This is a genomic window from Pseudomonas sp. St290, from assembly GCF_018325805.1.
Lineage (GTDB): Bacteria > Pseudomonadota > Gammaproteobacteria > Pseudomonadales > Pseudomonadaceae > Aquipseudomonas > Aquipseudomonas bijieensis.
On sequence record NZ_AP014703.1, the window covers coordinates 5,716,272 to 5,734,668 of the forward strand.

An 18,397-nucleotide genomic window follows, 5' to 3' on the forward strand; every position below is an offset into this window, starting at 1 on the left:
AAGCGGTTGAAAGCGCAGAGAAATATTTCAGATTTACGCTTGACACATCTTCGTTACCGGCGAATAATGCGCGCCACTTGGCTACATAGCTCAGTTGGTTAGAGCATAGCATTCATAATGCTGGGGTCCGGGGTTCAAGTCCCTGTGTAGCCACCAAGTACTAAAAACGGCTTATCGAAAGATAAGCCGTTTTTTTATGCCCGAAGAAAACAAACCGGCCTGACACCCATCGCGAGGCAGCTCCTACGTTCAGGGAATGAGTGATTTGCGCCACACGCCTCCCATGGCTACAGTCAGCCTCTATATCCCAAGCCCACGGATGGAGTGACACGTGCTTACATACCTCAAACCGAATCTTCATCGCCTGCAAGGTCCGCCCTCCTCCACAACCACATCCGCAATGGGTAACAGAGCGACCGCCTACACCCGCTAGGACACTAACATTTGCTAACAGGCCGTGTTGGCCACGCACAAATCCGCTCCGACTAGGTACCACTTCAACATTTCTCAACATCGCGCTAGGCACAGCACTCAAATAAATGTCAGGTTTTGATAGATTCGTCTCCTCGATCAGATGTTGAGTTTTGTTAAATCGCTGGCCCTCATCAGACGACCCAGTATCCATTCTGATACCTACCGTTTACGCTCATCGAGAGGTGGAAATATGCTCTATAGAGGCGTCTCGCTCACGACTCACACCGCATCAGCAGGTTTGATCAAGGTGAGCGGCGAGAAGACAACGGTGACCCCAAAATACGACGGCAAAGCACGCCATGATGGGACTTTCACCTATGGAGACTCCATAGAAAACGCCGTTAATGCTCAACAGATAGAAACAGGGACGTGGGGCTCCGCGTTTATCTCCACGACGCGAAACAAAGAGACTGCAGAATTCTTCGCTACGCATGATAGAGAGGGGAACGTAGTGCCAGGTGTTGTCTACTGGATCGATGACGCGCTGTTTGACAGATACGGCGTGATCGCCATGGAGTCAGAGCAACCAAAATTTCCAGAAGAGCAGGAGGTCTCAATTCGCCCAGAGGCGGGTGTGACGATTCCAAGTGAGGTAGTTTTTCACGTCGAGCTCATTGAGCCGTCGCAGTAGCGCAACGCTAGAACCGTTGCATGGACGAACTCCGTCGGACTCAAGGCTGAGCAATTCACGCATGGCTTCACGCACCTCCTTAACGCCCCCTGGAACCCGCGTATTCTCTCTAGGAGCGAGCTGCGCGACGCTGGTATGCACGATCAACTGCCAGCAGGCTCGTAACCACCATTGTGCGCGAACCGCTGCCCCCGAATGGGGAGCAACTCTCCGATACTTTTTCCACAGACGGATCGCTGCAATTTCCCCCCACGGCATGAACAAACTGCGGCTATTGTTGCTGTTCAAACTCAACGGAGACACCAAAATGGCTGAACAGTACGCGGGACAAATCGTTGCGGTAGGGCCAGACAATTTGGATTATCAGATTCAGGTATTCCAAGACGTGCTCACAGAACGATTGCTTAGTGGCGAGGTAAGGCACACGCCTGGATTGAAGCGTTATCAAATTCAGGGAGGCGGAGCTGTGAACCAGGTTTCTGAGACCGAGTACCAAGTGGTCGCGACTGGCATGAAATTGACTGTGTACGCTTAACCAAAGCAGATTTGAGAACACTTCCATGGACGAGTTCTGCATACACGATCAAATCGCAGTTCGCATCCATGTTTCTAGGCGTGCCGGACCGACAAGCTCGGCACCCCTTACAAATAGTACTAGGCGTATAAGATCAAAAGACGCGAGCCGGAGGGCGCCAAAATGGAATTGATAATGGACTTTAAGGCCGACTGGCACGACATGCTCAAAGAAATTATGAGAGCGAAATGGGGGCTCGACACGAAAGGAATCACTGAGGACGTGCCCGTCCACTACTTCAACGCAGCGCAACGACGTATACCCGTGAAGCCTCGAGCGCTCCTAGTATCGGATGTTTTTCATTGCCCGCCAGAACACCTACTTGGCTGGACACAGATCAAAAAAAAAGTAGAACAAGGTCAGGACCTGTCCCCGCACCTGAGCAAGCTCATAGATGAAATTGGTAAAACTGATCTGATGCTCAGCGATTGGGGTGTATATCACTTACATCTAGGCACAGAGCTAAAGGGTCGCTACATTGCCCGAACAGGACCGCTCCTCTTTGCTCGAGTAACCGAGGACGACTTTTACGCAATCAGCATCTACAGCCATGATGATTGGACGGATGCTGACATAGTAGAAACGATCCACAGAAATTGGCCTGAGTCGATTGCACATTGGGTTCTCAAAGGAATGCAGCCAGCAGAGAAACTGACATCTGATCAGCGCAAAACACTGCGCAAGAAACGATACAACTCATTCGTTCAAGTAAGCGATGGCACTACATATGCACCTATTGGCGGTGGATATGTGTTCTCTGGCCACAGCATATTTGCGATTACAGAGATGGATAAAGAGCATGACTTTCTCGAATGTCTGGAGCGACTCATCCCCGGACTGATGCCAAAACTGCTTCCCGAACTTCATAAGCGTGGTTACTTAGAAGGCGCTGATATCAGAGTCAGCCTAGTGCTGACAGATCTCGCTTACTTCGCTCACTTCACTGAATACAACATCGCTATCGAGCTTCAGAAGCGCCGCCCAGGACCTTGGCGAACAGCTATTTCGAGAAATGCAAAAGACTTGAAATAGGTCAATACCTGAGGCGCAGCCTTTCACAATTTGAGCAGGCTCTGGCGGAATGTGAGACAGGTATGAGAGGAGCCCGCGCCCGCCCCGTCAAAGTAACCTGCCTGGGCGTCTCCCCCCCTAACAGACCCCAGACGGATTCTGGACAGGCTCAACAGTCTATGGATCACCAAGAAACCCGCCTAGGGCGGGGTGGGGGCTACAGGCTGAGTTGGCGGTGCTGCTGGAGGCACTGACTGTATATTCGGTTGGTCAGATGATATGGATGAGCTTACAACTGCCGCTTCACTGACTGCCTTGATCGCCGCAGATTCGACGCCTGCAGGTGCGACAGCGCAGTTAAAAGCCATGGTGACCGAAGCATAGACTCGATCATTCGCACTTCCTCCCTTTGGATATCCCACGATACCGTCTTTGCCGGCAGTTGCGACACTCGCTCTGCGCTTCAGCGCTAAGACGCCCGAGAAATTCTCATCGACGGCTGCCTGAAGGGCATTTGTTGAGCCAGATAAGCCCGACCAAGCCGTTGAAGCAGAACCTTTGGCCATGGGTGCGAATACCGCACCAGCCAAAGTACCGGTTGCAGCTAACATAAATCGTCCCGAGCTTATCGCTCCGCTGCCTTGCCCCATATAGCGCTGGAGTTCAATGCAATAAGTGATCGCTGCCGCATAAGCTTTCACGGCGTCTTTCTCCTCACATTGAGCCGTACAAGGCTGCTTCTCCTCAGTCCACGGCCAAAGAGGTTCCTTAGGGATTGATGGCAAACCGAGGTTTCTTTGCAGTGACGCACAACCAGACGTCAATGCGATGCTTATGACTAAGCATGACCAGATGATTTTTTTGTTCCCCATGTTCCACATCCAAGTGATGGCTTTATGATATTTATTGGTATGGAGAAATAGCTGAGATTTTGTTATCTGCAAGCTGATATGAAGAAAAAGCTACGCCTTAGAGCTACATGCCATTCACGCCCAGCTCATTAACTCAGCCAGGGAAAGCGAGAGGCTGGCACCGTCAATCATCCAAGGTTTGCCCCGCCACGGATTCACTTCATTCAAATCCGCTGCGATTTGCGCCACACGCCTCCCATGGCTACAGTCAGCCTCTATATCCCAAGCCCACGGATGGAGTGACACGTGCCTACAGATCTGAAACCGAACTTTCATCGCCTGTCAGCCGTTTCGCTGCTGGCTGTCGCTCTGACACTCGCAGCCTGTAAGGCCCCACCCTCCTCCACAACCACACCGGCATTGCCTGCCCCACCGGAGGTCGTCTCCGGCTACCGCACCGATCTACAGACCCGCTACGCCGACAAGCACATGGCTGCCGCGGCCAATCCGTTGGCGGCCGAGGCCGGGCGGGAGATGTTGCGACGTGGCGGCTCGGCCATCGACGCGGCGATTGCGATGCAAGCGGTGCTGACTCTCGTGGAACCGCAATCTTCAGGCATCGGCGGCGGCGCGTTCATTGTGCTGTGGGATGGCAACGCCGTACGCACTTACGACGGACGCGAAACGGCACCGGCCGGCGCCACCGAAAGACTGTTCCTGCAGGCCGACGGCCAACCCATGCCATTTACGGCCGCGCAGATCGGCGGTCGTTCGGTGGGTACACCGGGGGTATTGCGCGGACTGGAACTGGCCCATCGCAAACATGGCCGTCTCGAATGGGCGACGCTGTTCGAGCCGGCCATCGCACTGGCGGAGCAGGGCTTCGCGATCTCGCCAAGGCTGCACGCCTTGATCGCATCCGACCCATCGTTGCCGGGCTCGCCCGACATGGCGGCGTACTTTCTCAATGCCGATGGCAGCCCGAAGGCAGTCGGCACCGTGCTGAAAAACCCGGCCTTGGCAGGCGTGCTCAAGCGCATCGCCCATGAAGGTGCCGATGCGTTGTACAAAGGGCCGGTTGCCGAGGAAATCGTCGCCAAGGTACAGGGCCACGCCAACCCCGGCAGTCTTTCGCTGAACGACCTCAAGGGCTACACCGCCCGGGAGCGGCCCGCGCTGTGCACCGACTACAAGCGCTGGCAGATCTGCGGCATGCCACCACCGTCTTCGGGCGGGGTTGCCGTGGCGCAGATCCTCGGGACATTGCAGGCCCTGGAACAGCGCGACAGCAGCGCCGCCCTCGCCCCCCTGAAACCTCTCAAGACCACTAAACCCGCCGGCATTGAACCCACCGCCGAAGCGGTGCACCTGATCGCCGAAGCCGAGCGCCTGGCCTATGCCGATCGCGCCCAATACATCGCCGACCCGAATTTTGTCGCGGTACCGCTCAAAGGCCTGGTCGACCGAGGTTACCTGGCCAGCCGCGCCAGCCTGATCGGCCCTCGTAGCATGGGTGTCGCCAAGCCCGGCACGCCACCGGGCATCCAGGTGGCCTACGCCCCGGACCGTTCCCCACTGCGTATTTCCACCTCGCAAGTGGTGGCTGTGGACGATCAGGGTGGCGCGGTGTCCATGACCACGACGGTGGAATCGGCGTTCGGCTCACATTTGATGGTCCAGGGCTTCATGCTCAACAACCAGATGACCGACTTCTCGTTCATCCCCGAAGAGAATGGGCAAAAAGTCGCCAACCGCGTCGAACCGGGCAAACGCCCTCGCTCATCCATGGCTCCGACGCTGATCTTCGATCAGCAAGGTAGATTGGTGGCCGCAGTCGGCTCCCCCGGCGGCTCGCAAATCATCGAATACGTCGCCAAGTCAGTCATTGGTCTGCTGGATTGGAACCTGGACCCGCAAACCGCTATCAACCTCCCCAACTTCGGCAGCCGCAACGGCCCCACCGAACTGGAAAAGGGGCAGTTCAGCCCGACGCTGATCCAGGCGCTGAAAGACAAGGGCCACACCGTAAGCGAGGTCGACATGAACAGCGGCACCCAGGCCATCGTCCGGGTGCGTGATGCGCAAGGGAAAACGTCTCTGGCCGGCGGCGCGGATCCGCGGCGGGAAGGAGCAGCGCTGGGAGATTGAACGCTCGCCGATCAAATCGGGCAGCTTGCTCGCGATGGCGGCGGCTCGCTCAGCAGGTTTCTCAAGTCGATAGCTGGTTGGCAAACTGACTCACCGCATCGACCACCTTCTTCGCCCCGTCCTGGATCTCGACGATCACCGTCCCCGCTTCGGCGGCCAGGGCCAAGCCATGTTCGGCCTGGTGCTGGCCATCGGTCATCAGGGCCACGGCATTGCGGGCCATGTCCTGGTTCTGGCGGACCACGCCGACGATTTCATCGGTCGCCTGGCTGGTGCGCGATGCCAGTTGTCGCACTTCATCGGCCACCACCGCAAAACCGCGCCCTTGCTCGCCGGCCCGGGCCGCTTCGATCGCGGCGTTGAGCGCCAGCAGGTTGGTTTGTTCGGCGATGCCGCTGATGGTCTTGACGATGGTACCGATCACCAGGGATTGCTCATTCAGGGCCTCGATGCCTTCGCCAGCGGTTTGCATGTGCCGGGCCAGGTCGCGCATCACATCCACCGCCTGGGTCACTACCGTCGTGCCGCGCTGGGCACTGTTGTCGGTCTGCAACGAGGTGCTGTAGGCAATGTTGGCGGCTTCGGCGACGGCTTTTTCCTGGTTGACCTGGTCCGTGATGTTGGTCGCGAACTTGACCACTTTGTACAACCGCTCGTTGGCATCGAGCACCGGGTTGTAGGAAGCTTCCAGCCAGACCTCGCGACCACTGCTGTCGAGACGCTTGAAACGGCCAGCCACGAATTCACCGCTGTTCAGGCGCTTCCAGAACTGCTCGTAGGCCGCGCTGTTGTATTCCTCAGGCTCGCAAAACGTGCGGTGATGCTTGCCCTTGATCTGCGCAAGGCTATAGCCCATGGCGTTGAGGAAGCGATCATTGGCCGTCAGCACATGACCACCCAAATCGAACTCGATCACCGCCGTTGAACGCACCAACGCACCGATGAGGTTCTCATGCTCGCGAGAAGCCTCGATGGTGCGGGTCAGATCATTGGAGTACATCGAAAAATAGCGAATCCGCCCATCGACATTCCGTACGGGCTGGAGGATCGAACGCAGCCAGGCTTCCTGGCCATTGCCCCGCAGCAGGCGCACGGCACCGGAAAAGTGTTCGCCGCGGGTCAGCGCCGACGTGAAGCGAACCTGGAACTCATTGGATTTCAAATACGCGGGAACCAGCTCATTCACAGGCCGGCCAATCAAGTCCTGGCTCTTGTAACGCATCTCGTCGAGGAAGTTCTGGTTGACCGATTGAATCCGTCCGTCGGCGTCCAGGGTGAGGCCAAGCATTTCACGGTCCAGGCTTTCCTTGACTTGCATAAGGCTGGACAGTTCTTGGCGCAGAGCCAGTAGCTCCTGCTTCAGGCGGTTGTTAAACATTGGGCAGCTCCGACAGCGGGAGAATTAAGTGGCTTGTTCCCTTGCCATCGGCGCAGCGTTTTTTTTCTAAAGAGCGCCGCGAGTCCATATTGAAAATATTCCAGGACGCCCTCGAACCCGATAAGCCTGCCATGGTCACTGGATTGTTCTACTGTTGCGCCTGTCCCTTGAAGCCTTGCCGCCATCAATACCCATAACCATAAAAACGAGGTAATTACCGTGACCACCGACATCGAAGACAGCCGTTCCGCCCGCTTCGCCTTGCGCTGTTCCAGTTTCGCCGAGCGCTGGTTCCCGGACTCCTGGGTCTTTGCCGCGCTGGCGGTGCTGGTGGTTGCCATGGCGACACAATTGATCGGCGCCACGCCTACGGCGGCGGCCATGGCGTTCGGTGACGGCTTCTGGAGCCTGATCCCATTCACCATGCAAATGGCCTTCGTGGTGATCGGCGGATACGTGGTCGCCAGCTCGCCACCGGCCGTAAAATTGATTGACCGCCTGGCACGCATTCCGACCAACGGCCGCTCCGCGGTGGCGTGGGTAGCGCTGATTTCCATGGTCGCGTCATTACTCAACTGGGGCCTGTCGCTGGTATTTGGTGGTTTGCTGGTGCGCGCCCTCGCCCGTCGCACCGACTTGAAGATGGACTACCGCGCCGCCGGAGCCGCCGCCTACTTGGGCCTGGGCGCGGTGTGGGCCCTGGGCTTGTCTTCGTCGGCAGCGCAATTGCAGGCCAACCCGGCCAGCCTGCCGCCGTCGATCCTGTCCATTACCGGTGTCATTCCGTTTACCCAGACGATTTTCCTCTGGCAGTCTGGCGTGATGCTGCTGGCGCTGATCGTGATCTCGTTGATCGTCGCCTACGCCACTGCTCCCGGCCCCAACAGCGCCCGTGACGCCGCCGCTTGCGGGATCGATCCGAGTTTCAGCATGCCGGCGTTGCAGCCCCGCACCCGACCTGGGGAGTGGCTGGAGCACAGTCCGCTGCTGATCATTGCGCTGGTGCTGCTGGCCGCCGGCTGGCTGTTCCATGAGTTTTCGACCAAACCTGCGATCAGTGCCATTTCCGGGCTCAACACTTATAACTTCCTGTTCATCATGCTGGGCGCCTTGCTGCACTGGCGGCCGCGCAGCTTTCTCGACGCCGTGGCCCGCGCGGTGCCGACCACCACGGGCGTGTTGATCCAGTTTCCGCTGTATGGCTCGATCGCCGCGCTGCTGACCACGGTCAAGGGTAGTGACGCCCAGACCCTGGCCCACCACATCTCGACCTTTTTCGTCCAGATCGCCTCCCACGACACCTACGCCCTGTTGATGGGCATCTACTCGGCAGTGCTGGGCTTCTTCATTCCTTCCGGCGGCGGCAAGTGGATTATCGAGGCGCCCTACGTCATGCAGGTGGCCAATGACCTGAACTATCACCTGGGCTGGGCCGTACAGATCTACAACGCCGCCGAAGCGCTGCCGAACCTTATCAACCCGTTCTATATGCTGCCTTTGCTGGGGGTTTTGGGGCTGAAGGCCAGGGACCTGATCGGTTTTTCCTTCGTGCAGTTGCTGGTGCATACGCCCCTGGTACTGGTGCTGCTGTGGGCGCTGGGGACAACATTGAGTTATTTACCGCCAGTGATGCCATAAAGCCATAAAAAAGGGCCGATATTTCCGTCGGCCCACTTTTTCTTCGGCCCGGTCTGTTTCAGTATGGAGACACCCTGTTTCGAGGGGTCCACACGCTGAAAAGGATCTGAGCATGTCCAAACTCGCCGTACTTTCTTTTGCCGCCCTGGCCTTCAGTGCCGCCGCCCATGCCACCGACATCGACGTACAACTGGGCAGCACCGAACGCGTTACCCGCCTCTTCGCCTACCCCAACAACTGCAACGTCATTTGCTTTCGCGACTGGACCCTGGAACAGACCGTCGAGCATTACCTGACCCAAAGCGTGCAGCGCGACGGCTACGGCACGGCCAAGGTCCACGTCAAAATCGATAACGACAAGGTCTATGCCAGCATCAGCGGAGTGCCCAAGAGCTACGGCCAACCACTGAAGGCCCTGCTCGACGCTGGTGACCTGGCGTATAACGGCGCGAGCAAACTCAACAGCGACAAGAAATGGTCCTACAACTGGTACCTGTTCCTGCCGCTGGGCATGGCCCTGGAAAACCGCAAGAGCGTCGAGCTGCTGCACTTCCCGCCGGATTACTCCCTGACCCAGGCCCAGGACTACCTGGAGTCGGCCACCACCGATCGCTGGGCCACCCTGCTGACCGTCAACGGCATTGCCGCCGACCAGACACCGGCCTACCAGACCATCATCGACATCGCGCCCATCGCAGCGCCGTCCAATGCCGGCAGCACGCTGGAAGGCCTCTACAGTTACTTCAACGATTACCAGACCACCATGGTCACGCAGATCACCCAAACCGCCAGCGGCGCCGCGTTGCCGATGGTGGCCTTCGGAGCGCCCGTTCGGAACTGGATCAAGACCCAGTACGGCCAGACTGTGGGCGTGCTCGGCCTGGCGAGCATCACGCCGACTGCGGGGGTCAAGGTGCCGGTCCTGGGCTCCAACCACCCGAGCTACATCTGGTACGCCGCCGACAAGGAAAACTACGACGGTGACGAAGCCAAGGCCGATGCCGCCGGCTTGAAAGTCATGGGCCAGGACCTGAGTGCTGCATGCTGGCAGGCTGGCATGGGCAGCAAGCCGGGCACCGATCCGAGCGCCCTGCTGAACCAGTGCACGCAGACCTGGCAAGTCACGCAAAAGGAAAAGACCTGCGAGTTGTTCTACACCTCGGTGCGTAAACTGAGCGAGGAAGACGCTGAGAAAAAATGCGAAACGCCGGCGATCAAGTCGCAACTTCCGCAACTGAAGGTGCCCATGCCGCTGCCTGCCGAAGCGGTCTGAACCTTGGGGCGCCTTCCCGCGTAAGCTTGCACTGACGCGGGAAAGCGCCTTTGGCTCCTGTCAGAGTCGACAGTAGATGCCGCGCTCGACTTAGGCGAAGCTATCAATGTCTATAGCAACCGCTGGCAGGATCGCCGGCGCCAAAAAGTCGAGTGCCCTAAAAGCCGACAGGGACCGTCATGACCACCTTCATTGCAAATAGAGCTAGCTCACAGAACCAGGATTGCATTTACCCTGAAAAAGAACTCAGCACCCGCCTGGGTTATCCATCCGTCCGCGATTTCGACGTGCATCAAACGAGCGACGGACGCAGCAATGGGGTCATCGCCCGAAGGGCCTTCCCCCCCATGGAGCGGATGTGCCGGGTATCGGGGCTTCTGGTGAGCCGACGACGCCTGCATACGCTGCAGATATTGCCGGAAATACACATGTATGACCCACGTTTCGCTGGATTGCTGCTGCATTCTTGCAACCCGAATGTCTTTCTCGACATGAGCGAATTGTGGTTGTGGTCGCTGACCCACATCCACAAAGGCGACTACCTGACGATGGACTACGCCAGCACCGAACGGAAACTGTATCGGCAGTTCGCCTGCCGGTGCGGTTCATCCAACTGCCATGGCTGGATCACCGGCTATGACGAACCGCCGAATGAGCAGGGAATGAAATTCCTACGGCACTGGCGTCGTCGCTGTCATCGCGACTGACCCTGAATCAGGGTGCGTCGACCGGACGCAGCCGATACTGCGGCGGCAGTTGCTCGAAACCGCTGATCGTGGTGTCCAGGCTTTTCCAGCGTCCGTCCTTGATGCCGTAGATGCAGCCGTGGATCGACAGTTTCTGCCCACGGTGCCAGGCGTTCTGCACGATGCTGGTATGACCGACGTTGGCCACCTGCTGGATCACGTTGAGCTCGCACAAGCGGTCGACACGTTCCTCTTCGGTCGGCAATTGGCCCAACGCCTCGCGATGCTCGTAGTACAGGTCGCGAATCGAGCGCAACCAGCCGTCGATCAGGCCCAGTTGCCGGTCCTGCATCGAGGCCCGCACACCGCCACAGCCGTAATGGCCGGTGACCAGGATGTGTTTGACCTTGAGCACGTCCACCGCGTACTGGATCACCGACAAGCAGTTGAGGTCCGTGTGCAGCACCACGTTGGCCACGTTACGGTGTACGAACAGATCGCCCGGCAACATGCCGACGATCTCGTTGGCCGGCACCCGCGCATCGGAACAGCCGATCCACAGGTACTCCGGGGTTTGCTGACGGGCCAGCTTGGAGAAGAAGTCAGGATCTTCCTGCTTGATCGCATCGGCCCAGCGCGCGTTGTTATCAATCAGATCTTGTAATTCGTTCATGCTGTCTAGCCTCGATAGAGAGTGCGCAACTGTGACAGACGACCGCCGGTCGAGGTCACGTCAGCGATGCATTGGAATTCCTGGGTGCGCTGCCGGTCGACACCAGTAAGGCCCACAGTATGAGGAATTGCCATGAATGATTCACGACGCCCCTTCGATGCGACGCAACCGGAACCCATCGACGACAACGAAGATCGCATGGGCTCGATGCATGAGTTGGAGTTCGACGACGAACAGCCCAGTGCGAAAATCGGCGACGAATTGCCGGAAAACGAACGCGAACAGCTGATGCCACGTGAACGCGTGCGCGAAGCGGGCATGACCGGCGCCTCGACGGATGATCACGAGCCGACCGACGACGACCTGAGCCCGGAAACACTGATTCGCGAAGACGGGGCCCGGGATGCCCGCGAGGCCGGGGACGACGAGCAGGCGGACTGGGACCTGAGCGTGGTGGATGAAAATGATATTGGTGGGGGCGATGGGCTGGATGAAGCGGAAATGGCCGATATCGATCCGCTGGATGGCAAGCGGTAAGTGTCGATAGAGCTGACGCCATCGCGAGCAGGCTCGCTCCCACAGGTTCTGCGTCATAACCAAATGTCTTGAGCGATGCAGATCTAATGTGGGAGCGAGCCTGCTCGCGATGACGGTGTAGCGGTCAACCTTGATGTGGCAGTTCAGTCCACCAAGGTACACGCCATGACCACCGCATCCTCACGCCCACCCACCGCCGGGTAGTAATCCCGGCGCCGGCCCACTTCATTGAAGCCATAGCGCTCATACAGCCGGAACGCGGTGCGGTTGCTGTCGCGCACTTCCAGGAAGCATTCCCGGGCCTCGGCCTTGTAGGCAATCGACATCAAGTGTTCCAACAGACGCAAGCCCAGGCCACGGCCCTGGTTTTCCGGCTTGACGGTAATGTTGAGCAGGTGCGCCTCATCCAGGATGATCTGCACCACGCCATGGCCCACTTGCTGCTGGCCTTCGAACATCAGCCAGATCTGGTATTTGCCCAGCCCGTCGAGAAATATCCCGCGGGTCCAGGGATGACTGTAGGCGGCGTATTCGATCTTCAGCACAGCGTCGAGGTCCGCCTCGGTCATCGGGCGGAACGATACAGCGTCACTCATTCGATTCTTTCCAGCGCGCCATCAGCCGGCGCATGGCTTGCCAGACATCAGCCTTGCGCTGTGGCGTTTCCATTAACAGTTCCAGGCCGGGCAACGCCCAGGCCGAGCCCAGGCCTTCGACCTGCAGTTCGCGATTGAACGCTTCGGCATCCGCCTCGCCGGCGAACTTCACCGCCGGCAGGCCGATCAACCACAGGCACGCACAGGGTTCATCTTCGAGCCGCGCCGAAACAAAGCCCTGGACGAAATCCCGCGCCGCTTCCGGCCCCTGGTCCATCGTGCCGCGGGACAACAGCGGCCAGCGCACCGGTTCACCGATGATTTGCGGGCTGTCCGGCAGACCGGCGGCGCGCAGCATGTCCTTGAGCAGCAGATACGCCGGATCGCGGCTCTGGAAGGGCTCGCCCGTGGGCAATTCCACCAGCAACAGGCAACGCCCGGCCCGCAGCAGTTGCAGGGCGAAACGCGGCGGGGCGACGTAAGGTGCCTTGGGCGGCGCCTCGACAACTTCTTCCACCGGCTTGGCATTGGTCCGGGTCGAGGCCAGGCTCGGCCGCGGCACTTCGATTTTTGGCCGTTCGGCCGCGGGCGCTACCGGCTCGGCCACCGTCTTGGCCACAGGCGCGGTCACGACCGGCGCGATGTACTCGGGCTCGGGCGTTTCCAGCAGCTCGGGCCGCGACGGGGCGGCGAACGGCAATTCGGTACGCGGCAGCCAGTTGACCACCTGCATGGCGGTCAGATAGGCGCGGCGACGGGACTCGATAAGCAAGGGTCGGCCACTTGTGGATAACTGAAAGTGGAAGGGATTCTACCGCCCTTCGGCGCGGATCGCTTCCCTGTTGCACCGATAGTTGATCGATACAGAACGACAGTCCGTCCAAGGGGTGAATCGCAACCGGCCCGATGCAGTACAATCGCCGCTTTTAATTGCCAACCCGACGGCCATTGCGATGATCGAACCCAAGCGCGTCTTGCGCGCCCTCGCTGAACACTGGGCATTGCTGGAACCTTTGTGCGAGCACTTCGACCAGGGCACCCTGAGCCTCAACGAATTGCGTTCACAGCTGGCCGCCCAACAACTGGACAGCACGCCCCAGGACATCACCAACCTGCTGGACGTATGGATCCGCCTGGACATCCTCGTACCGGTGGCGAAAAGCCCGAACCGCTTCGAGCTCAACGCCCAGATCCATGACTTCCTCGCCTACCTGCGCCGCGAACACCGCCTGGGCCTGTGCCTGGAGATCGAAGCCTACCTGCGCCACCTCGAGCGCCTCGCCGGCTACATCCAGGACGCCTTCGACATCCGCGACGGCAACGACCTGGCCCGCCAGTTGCGCCTGCTGGACATGCGCGTGCGCGACGTGCTCAAGAAACTCGCCAACGACGAACAGGCTCTGGTGGCCGTGGCCGAACGGGCCAAGACCAGCGACCGGCAGATCCCGCTGCGCCAGCGCTACGCGGAAGTGTTGGCAACCTGGGACGAATACGTCGAGCCGATGATCCAACTGGTGAACGCCGATGGCGCGTTCGAGCAAGGCGTGCGCAAGGTCGAGAACGTGCTGTTGCGCATGCTCACCGAACAGCAGCGCCTCGGCCACCTGGTGGACGACGACATGCTGCTGCGCACCCACGCGCGCATCCTCGAGATGCAGACCAGTGCCCAACTGACCCTGCGCCATGCCCGTGAACTGCTCCTGCCACTGCGCGAAGAAGCCCGCCGCCACAACGCCGTGACCCGTGGCGCCGCGCTGGCCCTGGCCGCCATTCGTCGCAAAGGCATCGATGCCGTGCCACAGGCCGCCATGCCGCTGTTCACCCGGCCGCAAAGCACCTTCCTCGGCAGCGCCAGCCAGGTCGAGGCCTATGTCTATGCCCTGGCCCGTTTCGAACCGAAACCGGCGCGTTTCCCCAAGTCCCACAAGACCCACAAGGGCGGCGAAGCACCGCGTGCGCCACGCACCGTGCGCGAGATGGTCGAGCGTTGCGAAGACGCCCTGCCGATGCCGGACCTCATGACCTGGCTGCTGGAACAGGAACCGGACGGCGCCACCGACGAATTGCTGTATTGGTTCTCGCGCCTGTCGCGGGAAAAACGTTTCAAGCGCGAGCGTCTGGAACGCCGCGAATACCACACTCACGAGCATCAGGTCAGCCTGCGCTCCTTCGCCCTGCTCTCGGCCCGCGACAGCGCCGCCGAGGATTCTGCGAGCATCCCCCATGCATCTTGATCTATCCGAACTGTCCCAGCTGGCGCCGATCTTCCGCGAGCTGTTCAAGGGCTATCACGTCAGCCGCCGCGACCCGGAGCTGTACGCGCAACTGTCGAACTTCCAGGACCAGTACCGCACGCTGTTCAAGGCCCTGGGCTTCGAGCTGGTATGCGACACCCGTGGCTTCTACTACTTCGTACCGGACCTGGCCGCCGCGGCGGTGAACAAGACCGCCCAGCGCCTGGCCCTGTTCACCTTCATCCTCGTCGAGCACCTGGCCGACCAGGGCCGCGACCCGATCGCCGTGCTCGACGGTGGCAGCCTGGGTCGCGATGAGCTGCCTTCGCTGCTGGAAAAGTACCGCGACCTGTTCATCCAGGCCGAAGTGCAGACCCAGGAAGAGCTGGAAGAAAAAATCATGCGGCGCATGACCCAACTGGGCTTCGCCGGTGAAGAAAATGGCGTGTACCGCTTCCTGCCACCGATGCACCGCTTCCTCGACGTCTGCCTGTCGGTCCAGCAGGACCGCGACCTGGCCGCCAGCCTGCACAGCGTGCTGCCGTTGCCGGCACCGGTGCTGATCGACGAAGACAGCGACGAGAAGCTGCTGCAAACCGATGATCCGCTGGATCTGAGCGAATTCGAAGGTGAAAGCGAAGAAGACGCGCTGGCCCGTGCCATCGCCGAAGAACAGGAGACCGACGCATGAGCAAGGAACGCTACGGCATCCGCCGCTTTGCCCTTTTGAACACCGCCGGCTATAGCCTCGGTCTGTTCCCGCTGGAAGAACCGCTGTCGGTATACGGTGCGAACAACCTGGGTAAATCCGCCTCGATCAACGCCTTGCAGTTCCCGATCCTGGCGCGCATGTCGGACATGAGCTTCGGCAAGTACAGCCTGGAACAATCCCGGCGGTTCTACTTTGCCTCGGACACCAGCTACATCCTGGTGGAAGTCGCCCTGCCCCACGGCCCGCATGTGATCGGCGTGGTCGGTCGCGGCCCGGGCGGCGGTTTCGGTCATCAGTTCTTTGCCTACGCCGGCAAACTGGACCTGGCTCACTACCAGAAAGATGACACCTGCCTGCGGCAGAAAGAGCTGTTCACCAACCTGGAGCGTGAAGGCCTCAAAGCCTACGAACTCAAACCGGATGAACTGCGGCGCCTGCTGGTGGGTGGGCACACCTCGATTCCGCTGGACCTGACGCTGATCCCGCTGCGCTCCACCAGCGAGCAAAGCCTCAAGACTTTCCGCGCGCTGTTCATCAACCTGCTGCACATGCGCGAAATCACCGCGGCCAAGCTCAAGCAACTGTTCCTCGACGCGTTCGAGCACAGCCTGCGCTCCGGTAGCGTGGATTACATCGCCGCGTGCGAAGAAGCCTTCCGCGACGTACGACGCATGGAGCAGGATTACAACTCCCTGGTCGCCGCCGGCCCGCTGGTTGAAGCCCTGGCCAATGGCGTGAAGCAGCGCGACATTTTGCGCGGAAAACTGCATCGCCTGTCGCCATTGCTCGACTCGTTGCTGGGTACCTGGTCGGACTACGCCAGTGCGCGCAAGGAAGAGCTGACCATCCAGGCCGAACACTATCGCAACGAACAGGATTCGCTGCAGAACGACCAGCGCGGTGGCACCCAGGAGCTGATGCGCCTGGAGCGGGAAATCAGCGGTATCCAGCGCTGGATCGGCGAGCTGTCGGTGCTCAAGAACCGCTTCGCCCTGGTGGATGACGTCAAGGTCCTGGAGCAGCAACTGCTTGCCGCCAAGGACGCCCACGATGAACTGGCCGGCGCCCTGGCCCAGTCCCGGCAGTTCAGCGCCGAAGACCTCGAAGAGCGCCTGCGGGATCTGGAAAAACGCCTGAAGTCGGTCAAGCAGCAACTCGATCACGCCGACAACAACAGCTACGCCCGCCTGCGCGAAGAGTTCTCGCAACAGGATGTCGAGCGCCTGATGCGCCTGTTCAACAGCGCCCTGTTCAGCCTGCCACTGGGTGAACACGGCATCGCGCTGGACGAAAACGGCGAGTGGGTCAAATCCATGGAACTGATCCTCGACGGCTTCAAGGGCGAACGCTTCGAAGTCCCGGGCCTGTCCATCGACCTGTCCCACATCGAACCGCCAGCCCTGCAAGCCCTGGCCGATCGTGCCGCACTGCGGGACCAGAAAGAGCGCCTGGAAAAAGAACTCAAGCAGCTCAAGACCCAGCAAGCCGTGGCCGCCGACCGCGCCGCGAGCAAGACCCAGACCGAAGCGCTGTACCAACAGGTCCTGGATGCGCAAAAAGCCCTGGAAGACTTCCGCCGCACCCAGACCCTGAGTGCCGAGGAAGGCGAGAAGCTCGAGCAACTGGCGCAAATGGAAGCCGCCCAGGACGAACTCAAGCGCTCCAGCGATGCCTTCACCGAGCGCGTCCAGCAGTTGTCCGCCAAGTTGCAACTGGTGGGCAGGCAGATCGCCGACATGGAAGCCAAGCAGCGCACCCTCGACGACGCCCTGCGCCGTCGCCAATTGCTGCCCGCGGACCTGCCGTTCGGCACGCCATTCATGGACCCGGTCGACGATTCCATGGACAACCTGCTGCCGCTGCTCAATGACTATCAGGATAGCTGGCAAGGCCTGTTGCGGGTCGACGGCCAGATCGAAGCGCTGTATGCCCAGGTGCGCCTCAAGGGCGTGGCCAAGTTCGACAGTGAAGACGACATGGAGCGCCGTCTGCAACTGCTGATCAACGCCTATGCCCACCGCACCGACGAAGCCCTGACCCTGGGCAAGGCCCGACGCGCGGCAGTGACCGACATTGCCCGGACCCTGCGCAACATTCGCAGCGACTACGACAGCCTCGAACATCAACTGGCGCTGTTCAACCGCGAGATCAACAAGCGCCAGGTGTCCAACCTGCAGAGCTTCCGGATCGTCCTGGCGCCGAACAAGGAAGCGCTCAAGCACATCGACCAGATCATCCACAGTGCCGGCCAGTACGAGGAAGGCGAGACGCTGTCGGTGTTCGACCTCAGCCAGAGCGCCGAGCAGGACAACAAGAACGAAGAAGCCAAGGAATACCTGGCGCGGCTGGTGGCAGCGAACCACAACCAGCTCGGTCTCAAGGACCTGTTCGAACTGGCGTTCGAGATCACCAAGGTCAACGGCCAACCCGTGATCCACACCGACATCGACGGTGCGGCATCCAACGGCACCACCATGACCATCAAGGCGCTGACCAACATGTATTTGTTGCTGCACCTGATGGACCGCGAACAGGCCGGTCGTGTGCGCTTGCCGTACTACCTCGACGAAGCGGCGGACATCGACGAGAAAAACCAGGCCGCGCTGCTGGAAACCAGCCTGCAACTGGGCTTCGTGCCGATCCTGGCCAGCGTGAAGCCGCAAGTCTGCGCCAGTGTCGCCATCGACCTGGAGGGCGGCAGCGGCCCGAACGGCATCTACATCGACGAAGCGGACTGGAAGTACATCCGTCGTCATGATGCAGTGAAGGCCACGGTGAATGTACAGGCCGATGAGCCGGAGCTGGATCCGGTGTGATGTGAATCTCCGGATGTGAAAAAGGCCGCGATCCAAATGGATCGCGGCCTTTTTCATTGCGAAGTCTTTAATGGACATCATCGCGAGCAGGCTCGCTCCCACATTGGATTGATGTCGTACTTGATAACCATGAACGACACTTGATCTGTGGGAGCGAGCCTGCTC

The 18,397-nt window shown here is 59.8% G+C and carries 17 protein-coding genes, 1 tRNA gene and 1 pseudogene; 12 read left to right on the plus strand and 7 right to left on the minus strand.

What is annotated here, in order from left to right; all coding sequences use genetic code 11:
- Positions 1-79: 79 nt before the first annotated feature.
- The 4 genes from PBDP_RS25000 (at position 80) to PBDP_RS25015 (ending at position 2,711) form a co-directional block, all read left to right on the plus strand.
- Positions 80-156 (plus strand) — tRNA-Met (locus tag PBDP_RS25000).
- Between the two features lie 508 nt (positions 157-664).
- Positions 665-1,105 carry a hypothetical protein gene (locus tag PBDP_RS25005; protein ID WP_212801451.1) on the plus strand — a complete coding sequence of 147 codons (441 nt, stop codon included), beginning with the start codon at positions 665-667 and terminating at the stop codon, positions 1,103-1,105.
- Positions 1,106-1,412: 307 nt separating this feature from the next.
- Positions 1,413-1,640, plus strand: coding sequence for a hypothetical protein (locus tag PBDP_RS25010; protein WP_212801452.1), 228 nt, complete (start codon positions 1,413-1,415; stop codon positions 1,638-1,640).
- A 174-nt stretch (positions 1,641-1,814) separates the two neighbouring features.
- On the plus strand, positions 1,815-2,711 hold the full coding sequence (locus tag PBDP_RS25015) for a hypothetical protein (protein WP_212801453.1): 897 nt from the start codon (positions 1,815-1,817) through the stop codon (positions 2,709-2,711).
- A gap of 179 nt (positions 2,712-2,890) precedes the next feature.
- On the opposite strand, the gene PBDP_RS25020 is transcribed toward PBDP_RS25015, so the two are convergent.
- Positions 2,891-3,391 carry a hypothetical protein gene (locus PBDP_RS25020; protein WP_212801454.1) on the minus strand — a complete coding sequence of 167 codons (501 nt, stop codon included), beginning with the start codon at positions 3,389-3,391 and terminating at the stop codon, positions 2,891-2,893.
- 456 nt (positions 3,392-3,847) lie between these two features.
- Here PBDP_RS25020 and ggt point away from each other — a divergent pair, with 456 nt between their 5' ends.
- Positions 3,848-5,689, plus strand: coding sequence for a gamma-glutamyltransferase (gene ggt, locus PBDP_RS25025; RefSeq protein ID WP_212801455.1), 1,842 nt, complete (start codon positions 3,848-3,850; stop codon positions 5,687-5,689).
- A 61-nt stretch (positions 5,690-5,750) separates the two neighbouring features.
- Here the strand turns inward: ggt and PBDP_RS30435 are convergent, their stop codons facing one another.
- Both PBDP_RS30435 and PBDP_RS30440 read right to left on the minus strand, forming a co-directional pair.
- The gene (locus PBDP_RS30435; protein ID WP_370873836.1) at positions 5,751-6,182 is read right to left on the minus strand and encodes a methyl-accepting chemotaxis protein; all 432 of its coding nucleotides are present in this window, start codon (positions 6,180-6,182) and stop codon (positions 5,751-5,753) included.
- A gap of 108 nt (positions 6,183-6,290) precedes the next feature.
- Positions 6,291-7,067, minus strand: a pseudogene (locus PBDP_RS30440) (PAS domain-containing protein); the annotation flags it as partial.
- A 219-nt stretch (positions 7,068-7,286) separates the two neighbouring features.
- Here PBDP_RS30440 and PBDP_RS25035 point away from each other — a divergent pair.
- The 3 genes from PBDP_RS25035 to PBDP_RS25045 all read left to right on the plus strand — a co-directional run bounded on the left by PBDP_RS25035 (position 7,287) and on the right by PBDP_RS25045 (position 10,685).
- The gene (locus tag PBDP_RS25035) at positions 7,287-8,705 is read left to right on the plus strand and encodes a short-chain fatty acid transporter (RefSeq protein ID WP_109754927.1); all 1,419 of its coding nucleotides are present in this window, start codon (positions 7,287-7,289) and stop codon (positions 8,703-8,705) included.
- A gap of 112 nt (positions 8,706-8,817) precedes the next feature.
- Complete coding sequence (locus PBDP_RS25040) at positions 8,818-9,978, plus strand: hypothetical protein (RefSeq protein ID WP_109754928.1); 1,161 nt, start codon at positions 8,818-8,820, stop codon at positions 9,976-9,978.
- 179 nt (positions 9,979-10,157) lie between these two features.
- Complete coding sequence (locus PBDP_RS25045) at positions 10,158-10,685, plus strand: SET domain-containing protein (protein ID WP_109754929.1); 528 nt, start codon at positions 10,158-10,160, stop codon at positions 10,683-10,685.
- 7 nt (positions 10,686-10,692) lie between these two features.
- On the opposite strand, the gene can is transcribed toward PBDP_RS25045, so the two are convergent.
- Positions 10,693-11,337, minus strand: coding sequence for a carbonate dehydratase (gene can / locus PBDP_RS25050; RefSeq protein WP_003205581.1), 645 nt, complete (start codon positions 11,335-11,337; stop codon positions 10,693-10,695).
- A gap of 5 nt (positions 11,338-11,342) precedes the next feature.
- The gene (locus PBDP_RS30150; protein ID WP_256594270.1) at positions 11,343-11,471 is read right to left on the minus strand and encodes a hypothetical protein; all 129 of its coding nucleotides are present in this window, start codon (positions 11,469-11,471) and stop codon (positions 11,343-11,345) included.
- On the opposite strand from PBDP_RS30150, the gene PBDP_RS25055 reads away from it, so the two are divergent.
- Positions 11,470-11,874 carry a serine kinase/phosphatase gene (locus tag PBDP_RS25055; protein ID WP_176689131.1) on the plus strand — a complete coding sequence of 135 codons (405 nt, stop codon included), beginning with the start codon at positions 11,470-11,472 and terminating at the stop codon, positions 11,872-11,874. The genes PBDP_RS30150 and PBDP_RS25055 overlap by 2 nt on opposite strands.
- A gap of 143 nt (positions 11,875-12,017) precedes the next feature.
- Here the strand turns inward: PBDP_RS25055 and rimI are convergent, their stop codons facing one another.
- Positions 12,018-12,470 carry a ribosomal protein S18-alanine N-acetyltransferase gene (rimI, locus tag PBDP_RS25060; protein WP_047229376.1) on the minus strand — a complete coding sequence of 151 codons (453 nt, stop codon included), beginning with the start codon at positions 12,468-12,470 and terminating at the stop codon, positions 12,018-12,020.
- The gene (locus PBDP_RS25065; RefSeq protein WP_249411821.1) at positions 12,463-13,242 is read right to left on the minus strand and encodes an energy transducer TonB; all 780 of its coding nucleotides are present in this window, start codon (positions 13,240-13,242) and stop codon (positions 12,463-12,465) included. Before PBDP_RS25065 ends, rimI begins: the two co-directional genes overlap by 8 nt.
- 181 nt (positions 13,243-13,423) lie before the next feature.
- Here PBDP_RS25065 and mksB point away from each other — a divergent pair, with 181 nt between their 5' ends.
- From mksB to mksF, 3 genes are read left to right on the plus strand one after another with little or no spacing between them, the layout of a single operon-like run.
- Complete coding sequence (gene mksB, locus PBDP_RS25070; protein WP_109754932.1) at positions 13,424-14,704, plus strand: Mks condensin complex protein MksB; 1,281 nt, start codon at positions 13,424-13,426, stop codon at positions 14,702-14,704.
- On the plus strand, positions 14,694-15,395 hold the full coding sequence (mksE, locus tag PBDP_RS25075; protein WP_212801456.1) for an Mks condensin complex protein MksE: 702 nt from the start codon (positions 14,694-14,696) through the stop codon (positions 15,393-15,395). Before mksB ends, mksE begins: the two co-directional genes overlap by 11 nt.
- The gene (gene mksF, locus PBDP_RS25080; RefSeq protein ID WP_025215488.1) at positions 15,392-18,232 is read left to right on the plus strand and encodes an Mks condensin complex protein MksF; all 2,841 of its coding nucleotides are present in this window, start codon (positions 15,392-15,394) and stop codon (positions 18,230-18,232) included. Before mksE ends, mksF begins: the two co-directional genes overlap by 4 nt.
- Positions 18,233-18,397 lie beyond the last annotated feature (165 nt).